This is a genomic window from Brachybacterium sp. SYSU DS0246, assembly GCF_059391765.1.
In genome coordinates this window covers 36,336-46,439 of sequence record NZ_JBZXYT010000030.1, presented here as the reverse complement: position 1 = coordinate 46,439, position 10,104 = coordinate 36,336, and the positions used below count along the sequence as shown (strand labels likewise).

Sequence of the window (10,104 nt, the reverse complement as noted above, 5' to 3'; positions counted from 1 at the left end):
CCGGCCGCCCCGGGGTCCCGGGGTCCCGGGGTCGCGGGGCCTCGCGCAACTTCGTGGTCCGGTGCGCGACCTGACGGCGCTCAGGCGGGGTGACTCGGCGCTGGCCGCCATATAGTTGCATTCCTTCCGGCGGCGCAGCGGTGCGGCGGCGTGCCAGTCGGCGGCGCGGCGGCGCGGCAGTCGGCGGCCGGCACGGGCTCAGCCGGTGCTGTCCCCGTGGCTCGCGTCGGCCTCCCGGCTCGTGCCCCCTCCCGCAGCCGGCGCGCCGGCGGGACGCGTGCCCAGCAGGAGGTTCAGCCCCCAACCCAGCGCGGTGACCAGTACGACGGCCCCGGCCATCGACGCCCACGCGGCCGCTCCCGAGAGCACGCCCAGGCTGACGATCAGGGTCGTCGCCCCGGCCGGCGGGTGCGAGGTGCGCAGGGCGGTGAGGACGAACGTGGTCACGGCCAGCGAGCCGGCGCCGGCGACGAGGTAGGCCGGGGTCAGTCCGCCCTCGGCGGCCGACGGCGCGCCCAGCAGACCGAGCCCGAGGACCGCGGCGATCCCCGCCAACAGCGCCACTGCGTGCCCGATCAGGGCGTTCAGCGGCCGTGACGCTTTCTGCTGGGGCGATTCGAAGAACAGCATGACCGTCGGCCCCAGGCTGGGGAAGAGCCATGGCTGGTGCAGCATCAGACCTACGGCACCGGCCGCCGCCAGGACCACCAGCGCCAGCACGGCCGCGTACACCGCTGCCCCGAGCGAACCTGCTCTCTCCTGCATCCGCTGCAGCATCGGCACCTCCATGCACGTCACCGTCGGTATGGGTCGCCTCGCGCGGCGAGCGTAACGCCGGGCGCGCCGGCCCGGCACGACGTGGAACGAGTGGTCGAGGGCGGCCGGCGAGACGACGAGGCCCGGGCGCATGCAGATGCCTGACCATGGTGGGGTGAGCGCTTCACCACGAGAGGACACCGCATGACTGCCACGCCCCTCCAGGACACCCTCGACCAGGTCCTTCGCCGTAATCCGGGGGAACCGGAGTTCCACCAGGCCGTGCGCGAGGTCTTCGAATCCCTCGAGGTGCTGCAGGGCAAGCATCCCGAGTACGCGGACGCCAACGTGCTGATGCGCCTGTGCGAACCCGAGCGGCAGATCATCTTCCGCGTCCCGTGGGTCGATGACCAGGGCACCGTCCAGGTCAACCGCGGCTTCCGCGTCGAATTCAACTCCGCGCTGGGCCCCTACAAGGGCGGCCTGCGGTTCCGTTCCAGCGTGAACCTCGGCATCGTGAAGTTCCTCGGCTTCGAGCAGATCTTCAAGAACTCGCTGACCGGGCTGCCGATCGGCGGCGGCAAGGGCGGCTCCGACTTCGATCCGCGCGGCCGCTCCGACGGGGAGGTGATGCGCTTCTGCCAGTCGTTCATGACGGAGCTGTACCGCCATCTGGGCGAGCACACGGATGTCCCGGCCGGGGACATCGGCGTCGGGGCCCGCGAGATCGGCTACCTCTTCGGCCAGTACAAGCGCCTGACGAACCGCTACGAGGCGGGGGTGCTGACCGGCAAGGGCCTGGACTGGGGCGGCTCGCTGGTGCGCAAGGAGGCCACCGGGTACGGCGTGGCGATCTTCGCCGACGAGATGCTGCGTGCTCGCGATCGTTCGCTTGAAGGGCGGCGGGTGGCCGTCTCGGGCGCCGGCAATGTCGCCCTGTACGCGATCGAGAAGGTCCGGCAGCTCGGCGGGATCCCGGTGACCGCCTCGGACTCCTCCGGTTGCGTCATCGACGAGGACGGGATCGACCTCCCGCTGCTGCAGCAGATCAAGGAGGTCGAGCGGGGGCGGATCTCCGAGTACGCCGAGCGCCGCGGCGGGCGCGCCCGCTACGTCGAGGGCGGCCAGGTCTGGGACGTGCCTGTGGAGATTGCGCTGCCGTGCGCGACCCAGAACGAGCTCGATGCCGACGCGGCGCGCGGGCTCATCGAGGGCGGGGTGCTGGCGGTCGCCGAGGGCGCCAACATGCCCTGCACGCCGGAGGCCGTGGACCTCTTCGCCGAGGCCGCCGTCGCCTACGGCCCGGGCAAGGCCGCCAACGCCGGGGGAGTGGCCACCAGCGCGCTGGAGATGCAGCAGAACGCCAGCCGTGACGCGTGGAGCTTCGAGTACACCGAGCAGCGGCTCACCCGGATCATGAAGGACATCCACGCCACCTGCCTCGAGACGGCGGAGGAGGTCGGCCGCCCCGGGGACTACGCGGTGGGCGCCAATATCGCCGGTTTCCGCAAGGTCGCCGACGCCATGATCGCCTTCGGCGTGATCTGATCCGGCGGGGCCGACGGCCCCTGCTCCACGTCAGCCCGTTCGAGAACGCCGGTCGCACTGATCCAGTGCGGCCGGCATCTATCGCGCGCCCTGGCGACGCAGTGACTCAGGGCACAGGCCCTCAGCTGGGAACGATTCTCAGCTACTGCTAACCTTTCATCCATGAATACTATGAGAAGCATTATCATGAAGCGGCGGGTGGTGGCGCTCGCCGGAGCGGGCGTGCTGGCGCTGGCCGCCTGCAGCGGCGGGGACTCGGGCGGAGCGTCGGACGGCGGCTCCTCCGGGGCGTCCGACGGGGCTGCCGAGTCCGCCCCGGAGCAGGTCGAGGTCGGTGCGCTCAGCCCGCGCATCGTCCTCGCCCACGACGGCGGCGTCACCACGCTGGACTCCACCGACGGCACCGAGCTGGGCAGTGCCGAGCTCGAGGGGTACGTCCGCCTGAACCCCGCGGGCGATGGCCGCCATGTCGCTGTCAGCGCCGCCGACGCGATCACGATGTACGACACCGGTCTGATCGCCCAGGCACACGGCGACCATTTCCACTACTACGAGCAGGAGCCGCTGCTGACGGACCTCGGGGTCGACGCCCCGCATCCGGGCCACGTGGTTCCCCACGGGGACCGCACGGCCCTGTTCGCCGACGGCACCGGCGACGTCACCGTGATCGACCCGTCCCAGCTGGCCGAGGGCGACCTCGGCGTGCTCGAGGAGACCAGCACCGAGGATCCGCACCACGGTGTCGCCGTGCCGCTCTCCGACGGCGGCATGCTCGTCACCCAGGGCACCGAGGACGCCCGCAGCACCGTCCAGGTGCTCGACGCGGACGGCAACGTCACCGCCGAGACCGACGACTGCCCGGGCGTGCACGGCGAGGCCGCCGCCCAGCCCACGGAGTCCGGCGACGTCATCTCCCTGGGCTGCGAGAACGGGCCCGTGATCTATCGCGACGGGGAGTTCCACAAGGTCCCGGTCGAGACGGACTACCAGCGCTCGGGGAACCAGAAGGGCGTCGAGTCCTCCCCGATCGTGCTGGCCGATCACAAGGTCGAGGCAGAGCCCGAAGGCGGCATCGAGCGCCCCACCGAGATCGCCCTGATCGACACCCGTGACGATTCGATGCAGACCGTCGACCTGGGCTCGGAGTACTGGTTCCGCTCGCTGGACCGCGGCCCGGAGGGTGAGGCACTGGTTCTGACCGCCGACGGCGAGCTGAACATCCTCGACCCCGAGACCGGCGAGATGCTCCACGAGGTTCCCGTCACCGGCGAGTGGACCGAGCCCGACGAGTGGCAGCAGCCCGGCCCCATGATGGCCGTCGCCGACGGCACGGCCTTCGTCGTCGACCCCGAGGCGCAGAAGCTCTCCATGGTCGACATCGCCAGCGGCGAGGTCTACCGCGAGCTCGACCTGCCCGTCGTCCCGCACGAGATCCAGGTGGCCACCGGCACCGCCTCCGGCGAGTACGACGTCTCCGGCGGGGAGGGCGAAGAGGGCCACGATCACGAGGGTCATGACCACGAGGGCGAGGCCAGCGACGCCGGCGGCGACCACGAGGGCCATGACCACGAGGGCCATGACCATGAGGACGAGGAGGGCCACGACCACTGAGTCCGTGGCTCACCGCCCGCCGGCCGTCTGCGCGTCACTGCGTGGAAGGCTCCGGGCGCCCCGCGGGCGGCATGTCCGCCCGCGGGGGTTCTCGACGGGGCTCACCCCGGGGCAGTTCGCACGGCGGTGGCGACAGGATCACCACTGACGCGGCGGGGCTCGCCGTCAACGCGGGCTGACAGCGGCGAGGGCTGAGAGGGGAGAGTCCCCGAACGCCTCCGGGGGACGAGTCCCGGACGCAACGCCCCGGACCCTGCATTTTCAGAATATAGACGGACCCGGGGCTTGCCGCAAGACCCCTATCGGGCGGCAGGATATGCGGCCGCGGTCGATTCCGGAAGCCGCGGTCGATTCTGAGGGGGAGGCATTCATGGACGACGTGATCATCAGCGGGGGCGGCCCGACCGGCATGATGCTGGCGAGCGAACTGCGGCTCCAGGGCGTGGACGTCCTGGTGGTGGAGAAGGACGCCGAGCCGGGCCGGCTGGCGCGATCATTGGGCCTGCACGTGCGCAGCATCGAGATCATGGATCAACGGGGCCTGCTGGACCGGTTCCTCGAGCACGGCCGCAAATATCCGCGCGCCGCGGATTTCGCGGGTGTTTCCCGGCCCTGGCCGGACGATATGGATACGGCGCACGGGTACGTCCTCGGCATTCCGCAGACGATCACCGACCGGCTGCTGGCCGAGCGGGCCCGCGAGCTCGGGGCGCAGGTCCGTCGCGGTGAGGCAGTCAGCGGCGTCGAGCAGGACGAGGAAGGGGTCACCGTCGAGCTGGCCGGGGGCGAGCGGCTGCGCTCGCGCTGGCTGGTCGGCTGCGACGGCGGCCGGAGCCTGGTGCGCAAGACGCTCGGCGTCGGCTTCCCCGGGCAGGCCGCCACGACCGAATGGCTGCTCGGGGAGATGGAGGCCACGACGTCGGCCGACGAGATCGCCGCGATCACGGAGGAAGTCCGCACGCGCCATCGCGGCTTCGGGATCGGCCCGGCGGGGGAGGACGGTGTGTACCGCGCCGTCGTGCCCGCCGCGACGGTGGCCGAGGACCGCGCCGTCCCGCCGGCGCTCGACGAGTTCCGCGAACAGTTTCGCGCCTACGCCGGGACCGACTTCGGCATCCATTCGCCGCGATCCCTGTCGCGGTTCACCGATGCGACCCGCCTGGCCGAGCACTACCGCGCCGGCCGCGTGCTCCTCGCCGGCGACGCCGCGCACGTCCACCCGCCCATGGGAGGCCAGGGACTGAACCTCGGCATCCAGGACGCGTTCAATCTGGGCTGGAAGCTCGCCGCGACCGTCCAGGGCTGGGCACCGCAGACGCTGCTGGATACGTACGAGAGCGAACGCCGGCCGGTGGCCGATGACGTGCTGACCACGACGCGTGCCCAGTCGCAGCTGATCTCGCCGGAGCCCGGCCCCCAGGCGGTGCGCCGGCTGCTGGAAGAGCTGGCGGAGTTCGACGAGGTCAACCGGTTCCTGCTCGAGAAGGTCATCGGCACCGGAATCCGTTACGACATGGGATCCGGCCACGAGCTGGTGGGCCGTCGGCTGCGCGACCTCGCGCTGCCCACCGGGCGTCTGTACGAGTTGATGCGGGAGGGACGCGGCCTGCTGCTCGACGGAACCGGTCGCCTCTCCGCGGCCGGGTGGGCCGACCGCATCGACCACGTGGTCGACGTCAGCGATGAGCTCGAGGCGCCGGCTGTGCTGCTACGCCCCGACGGCTACGTGGCGTGGGCCGGCGAGGATCCGGTCGAGCTGCACGCGTCCCTGCGCGCGTGGTTCGGGCCGGATCAGGAGGTCAGTAGCCCAGCTGGTCCGCCCGGGCGATGATCGCCTCGGCGGTGGCCACGGCCTGGTCGGCGTAGGCCTCGCCGAACAGGTGGACGTGGGCCAGCAGGCCGAAGAACAGGTGGGCGGGCAGGTCCTGCTGCCAGTCGCCCGGCATCGGGTGCTCGGCCTCGTACCCCTCGAAGATCTCGTCCAGGTGGGGTGCGCCGAACAGGGACAGCATCGCGAGGTCCTCGAGGCGGTGGCCGCCGTGGGCGGCCGGGTCGATCAGCGTCACCCCGTCCTCGGTCCACATGAGGTTGCCGGACCACAGGTCGCCGTGGACACGGGCGGGCTCCTCGGAGCCCTGTCCGCTGATGCCGTCGTACGCCCCGTCGGCGATCATGTCGATCGCCTCGTCCACGGTGTCGTGGCCGTCGGCCCCGAGCGTGCGGGTGACCTTGTCGGCCAGCGGCCGCAGGCGGTCGTCGGCGTAGTAGTCGGGGAAGTCGGCGTGCGTGGAGGTGGAGACGGTGAAGGGGTTCTCCAGGGGGCCGAACCAGGCCGCCTCGGCCGGGGTCCAGCCGAAGTCCGGTGCGCCGGCGTCGTGCAGACGAGCCAGGCCGCGGCCGAACTCGCGGGCCGCCCCGGCGCTCGGAGCGGTCGTCGTCAGCTGCTGCAGGCGCAGGAAGTCCTTGCCCTCCTCGAGGACGGGCACGACGGGGACGGCCTGCGGCTCTGCCAGCCAGCGCAGCCCGGCGGCTTCGGCGGCGAAGTATCCCGCGGGGGCACCGGAACTGTTCTTCACGAAGTCACTCATGCCCCCACCGTATGCCGATGCGCTCGGCGCGCCACCACTTGCGCCCAGGCGTGGGCACTCTCACCCGTGGGAGTTCAGCGGTGGGTGTCGTCGAGCCCGAGCTCCTCGGCCAGGGTGCCGCGGAGTACCGGCAGCACCTGGCGGTGGGCGGCCCGGGTCGCGGCGCGGGAGGCGACGTGGACCAGCATCGCGGTGCGTTCGTACGCCGTCCAGGCTCGCATCCGCCGGCGCAGCGCGCCGACGTCGGCCACCGAGGCAGGCACGGGCCCGTGCTCGGCGCGCGCTCGCACATAGGCGTCGACGAAGGCGCTGACCTGGTCCTCGTCCAGCGGGACGTACCAGGGTCCGCCGTGCACGGCGCCGCCGATGATGGCCAGGTCGCGGGCGGGATCATCGCCCTGTGCCCACTCGAAGTCGATGTAGCCGACGGCCGGTGGCTCCGCGGTCTCCACGGGCCGGTCCCACATGATGTTGGTGGCGCAGAGGTCGCCGTGGGCGAGGACGAAGCCGTCCAGCTGGGCAATGTCGCTCTCGACCGTCGCCACGCGGGACAGGGCCGCGTCCAGGATCGGTTCGAGCGCGAGCTCCCGGATCAGGGCACCGTGCCGGGAGCGCCAGCTCTCCACCTCGGCCTCGACCTCGCTCAGCAGCGACGGCGTGCCGCGCGGGATCGCCGCCCAGGGGTTCCGTCCCAGGGTCACCGGGCCCCGCCCGGGAGCGGGCACCGAGTGCAGGTGCGCGAGGTGGGCGGCGTGCGCGGCGAGGTGCTGCGCGGTCCAGGCCTCCGGCACGGCGGCGGTGCCGGGCATCTCGGAGGTGACGACGAAGGGATGGCCGATGGGGCTGGGTGCCGGGTCCCCGGGGTCGCCGCCGGGCGCTGGGCCACCTGCCCCGGCGGGCGGGGACCCCGCGTCGGCCGGCTCGTCGTGGAACGCGATCGGCTGCGGGCCGACGTCGGGCGGGACCAGAGTCAGCGCGGCGATCTCGTGAGCGAGCTCCTGCGGCATCTCGGCGAGGGGCACGTGGGGGATCCGCACGATCAGCGGTGCGTTCTCCTGCGGGACCAGCCGCCAGGCGGCGAAGTGCTCACCGACGCCGGCGAGCGAGACCCGTGCCTGCCCGGACAGCGAGGGTGGGAGCACCGACTTGTGCAGCCCCGGCAGCCGCACCGGAGAGGACTCGTCCCGCAGGGGCAGGACCAGCACACCGGTGCGCCAGGCCTCGACGAGCCGCTCGCCCATCGCGGGGGACGCAGGATCCAGCAGGGCCGTGGGGTCCGCGGGGTTGGACGACGCCATCTCGACTCCTGTGCTGGGGATGCCCGATCTTACTCGGCGCAGCGCGATAATCCCTGGTTGCTCCGTGAACGGCGTGCCAGGATCGCTCTCCATGAGCACTCCCGACCCCCGCCGATTCGGCCCGATGACCGCGACCGAGCGCGAGACTCTCGACCATTGGGTGGACTTCCACCGCCAGACCCTGCTGCTGAAGATCGACGGCCTCGACGCCGAGCAGCTGTGCCGGCGCTCCGCGCCCCCGTCGGCCCTGAGCCCGATCGGTATCGTGCGCCATCTGACCGAGGTCGAGGCGCACTGGTTGCGCGAGGTCACCCTCGGCGAGGCCGTCCCGGACTACTACAGCACGCCGCAGAATCCCGATGGCGACTTCGAGGACGTGGACCCGGCCACTGCCGAAGCCGACGTCCAGCGCTACCGCCAGGAGATCGAGGCCGCCCGGGCGGCCCAGGCGAGCTGGAGCGATCTCGACGGCCCGGTGCGCGGGCTGCGGAAGGGTGAGCCGGTGAACCTGCGCTGGATCCTCACCCACCTCATCGAGGAGTACGCCCGCCACCTCGGCCACCTGGATCTGCTGCGCGAGCGGATCGACGGGCGCACCGGGTACTGACCCGATCCCTCTGGCACGATGTGCCGCATGAGGGAGCAGACCGCGCGCCCAGTCGGCGCCAAGCAGGTGACCCTGCGTCTGCTGGCTCCCTCCGACGCCCCGGCGCTGGCCGAGCTCGAGTCCCGCAACCGCGAGCGTCTGCTGATCGGCGCTCCGGAGCGGACGGCGAACTGGTTCACCGAGGCCGGGCAGCGCGCCGCCATCGCTCAGGCTGTCGAGGATCGCGAAGCCGGCCGCGGCCTGCCGCTGACGATCTGGCTCGAGGAGAACGGCAGCAGCCGTCTGGTGGGGCGCCTGAGCTTCACCGGCATCGTCCGCGGCGCTGCCGAGTTCGCCTCGCTCGGATACTGGGTGGATCACGCAGACACCGGCCGCGGCATCGCCACCCACGCCGTGCGCGCCGCCATCGCCGTCGCCTTCGGTGGGCTCGGCCTGCACCGGCTGCAGGCCGAGGTGCAGGTCGGCAACGACGCCTCGGTGCGGGTCCTCCAGCGCTGCGGCTTCGCCGAGTTCGGCCTGGCCCGCTCCTTCCTGCGATTGGGAGGCCAGTGGGCGGACTGCCGTCTGTTCCAGCTGGTCAACGAACGCTGGCGGCCGCCCGGTGACGGCTCTACCGGCCACTGACGCCCGGCGGAGACCGCTCGGGGCGGTGTTGTTCGTCGCATTGCCCCAGCAGCCCTCCGCCAACGCTCGCGCGCCGGAGGGGATGCAGCTATATGGCGGTCAGCGCCGAGTCACCCTGCCTGAGCGCGATCAGGTTGCGTACCAGACCAAGAAGTTGCGCTGACCCCATGGGCGACGCGACCGGTGATCCGGGGCTTCCCGGCGCTTTCCTCCGCGCCTACTGTGAGGCCATGGATATCGCCGTGCTCGGAGCGACCGGCACCATCGGCCGCCACCTCGTCACCCGCCTCGAAGCCGCCGGCCACAGCGTGCGCCCCCTCAGCCGGGCGAGCGGCGTCGACGCATTCCGCGGCACCGGTCTGGAGGAGGCGCTGACCGGGGCCGACGTCGCCGTCGATGCCCTGAACATCGCCACCATCCGCGGTGACCGCGCGGTCTCGTACTTCACCCGCACGGCGCAGAAGGTCGCCCGGGCCGCCGAGCGCGGCGGGGTCCGACGCCTCGTCTGCGTCTCGATCGCCGGAGCCGCCGATCCCACCGTGAACCGCCTGATGGGCTACTACCGCGGGAAGGCCGCCCAGGAGCGCCTCTATCGGGAGGCTCGCATCCCGGCGACCATCATCCACTCCACCCAGTGGTACGAGCTGGCCGGATCGATCCTGTCCCAGGCGAGCCTGGGCCCGGTCGCGGTGCTGCCGACCATGCGGATGGCCCCGGTCGCCGCGGCCCGTGTCGCGAGCTTCATCGAGCGCGAGATCGAGGACGACCCGCTCGTCACCAGCGGTGTCCCGGTCGAGCGTGGCGACGGCGACGCGTCGGGCAACGATGCCGCCACCAGGACCGCCGCCATCCGCGGCCCCGAGGAGCTCACCAGCGCCGAGCTCGTCCGGCGCATCCTCGCCACCCGCGGCAGCCTCGCCGGCAGGTCACCGCGCCTGGTCACGGAGCTGCCCTACCTCGGGCGCGGCCTCGCCACCGGCGGACTGATCCCTGCCGACGCCGAGGTCGACGACATGACGCTCGAGGACTGGCTGCGCGAGAGCGACCAGCCGCTCTGAGGAGCCGGCTCGGC

The 10,104-nt window shown here is 72.1% G+C and carries 9 protein-coding genes; 6 read left to right on the top strand and 3 right to left on the bottom strand.

The features are described from left to right. Positions 1 to 198: 198 nt before the first annotated feature. Complete coding sequence (locus tag AC5020_RS13950; protein WP_464988706.1) at positions 199 to 777, bottom strand: HPP family protein; 579 nt, start codon at positions 775 to 777, stop codon at positions 199 to 201. Between the two features lie 183 nt (positions 778 to 960). Here AC5020_RS13950 and gdhA point away from each other — a divergent pair, with 183 nt between their 5' ends. From gdhA to rox, 3 genes are all read left to right on the top strand, one after another. Further along, positions 961 to 2,304, top strand: coding sequence for an NADP-specific glutamate dehydrogenase (gene gdhA / locus AC5020_RS13945; RefSeq protein WP_464988705.1), 1,344 nt, complete (start codon positions 961 to 963; stop codon positions 2,302 to 2,304). A gap of 171 nt (positions 2,305 to 2,475) precedes the next feature. Then, positions 2,476 to 3,915 (top strand): hypothetical protein, encoded by a 1,440-nt coding sequence (locus AC5020_RS13940; RefSeq protein ID WP_464988704.1) that lies wholly within the window; start codon positions 2,476 to 2,478, stop codon positions 3,913 to 3,915. A gap of 370 nt (positions 3,916 to 4,285) precedes the next feature. Then, positions 4,286 to 5,746 (top strand): rifampin monooxygenase, encoded by a 1,461-nt coding sequence (rox, locus tag AC5020_RS13935; protein ID WP_464988703.1) that lies wholly within the window; start codon positions 4,286 to 4,288, stop codon positions 5,744 to 5,746. Here the strand turns inward: rox and AC5020_RS13930 are convergent. Next, positions 5,715 to 6,503 (bottom strand): fructosamine kinase family protein, encoded by a 789-nt coding sequence (locus AC5020_RS13930; protein WP_377017662.1) that lies wholly within the window; start codon positions 6,501 to 6,503, stop codon positions 5,715 to 5,717. The genes rox and AC5020_RS13930 overlap by 32 nt on opposite strands. Positions 6,504 to 6,577: 74 nt before the next feature. Continuing rightward, on the bottom strand, positions 6,578 to 7,801 hold the full coding sequence (locus tag AC5020_RS13925) for a phosphotransferase (protein ID WP_464988702.1): 1,224 nt from the start codon (positions 7,799 to 7,801) through the stop codon (positions 6,578 to 6,580). A gap of 91 nt (positions 7,802 to 7,892) precedes the next feature. Here AC5020_RS13925 and AC5020_RS13920 point away from each other — a divergent pair, with 91 nt between their 5' ends. The 3 genes from AC5020_RS13920 to AC5020_RS13910 all read left to right on the top strand — a co-directional run bounded on the left by AC5020_RS13920 (position 7,893) and on the right by AC5020_RS13910 (position 10,090). After that, positions 7,893 to 8,408: a DinB family protein gene (locus tag AC5020_RS13920; RefSeq protein WP_377017658.1), complete on the top strand. Its 516-nt coding sequence runs from the start codon at positions 7,893 to 7,895 to the stop codon at positions 8,406 to 8,408. 27 nt (positions 8,409 to 8,435) lie between these two features. Continuing rightward, positions 8,436 to 9,032 carry a GNAT family N-acetyltransferase gene (locus tag AC5020_RS13915; protein ID WP_464988701.1) on the top strand — a complete coding sequence of 199 codons (597 nt, stop codon included), beginning with the start codon at positions 8,436 to 8,438 and terminating at the stop codon, positions 9,030 to 9,032. A 230-nt stretch (positions 9,033 to 9,262) separates the two neighbouring features. Further along, a complete protein-coding gene (locus tag AC5020_RS13910; protein ID WP_377793498.1) occupies positions 9,263 to 10,090 on the top strand; it encodes an SDR family oxidoreductase in 828 nt (275 codons plus the stop codon). Positions 10,091 to 10,104: the final 14 nt, after the last annotated feature.

Coding starts and splice junctions, on each gene's coding strand:
- AC5020_RS13925 (WP_464988702.1), bottom strand. CDS start 7,801: ATGGCGTCGTCCAACCCCGCGGACCCCACGGCCCTGCTGGATCCTGCG.
- gdhA (WP_464988705.1), top strand. CDS start 961: ATGACTGCCACGCCCCTCCAGGACACCCTCGACCAGGTCCTTCGCCGT.
- AC5020_RS13910 (WP_377793498.1), top strand. CDS start 9,263: ATGGATATCGCCGTGCTCGGAGCGACCGGCACCATCGGCCGCCACCTC.
- AC5020_RS13930 (WP_377017662.1), bottom strand. CDS start 6,503: ATGAGTGACTTCGTGAAGAACAGTTCCGGTGCCCCCGCGGGATACTTC.
- rox (WP_464988703.1), top strand. CDS start 4,286: ATGGACGACGTGATCATCAGCGGGGGCGGCCCGACCGGCATGATGCTG.
- AC5020_RS13915 (WP_464988701.1), top strand. CDS start 8,436: ATGAGGGAGCAGACCGCGCGCCCAGTCGGCGCCAAGCAGGTGACCCTG.
- AC5020_RS13950 (WP_464988706.1), bottom strand. CDS start 777: ATGCTGCAGCGGATGCAGGAGAGAGCAGGTTCGCTCGGGGCAGCGGTG.
- AC5020_RS13940 (WP_464988704.1), top strand. CDS start 2,476: ATGAGAAGCATTATCATGAAGCGGCGGGTGGTGGCGCTCGCCGGAGCG.
- AC5020_RS13920 (WP_377017658.1), top strand. CDS start 7,893: ATGAGCACTCCCGACCCCCGCCGATTCGGCCCGATGACCGCGACCGAG.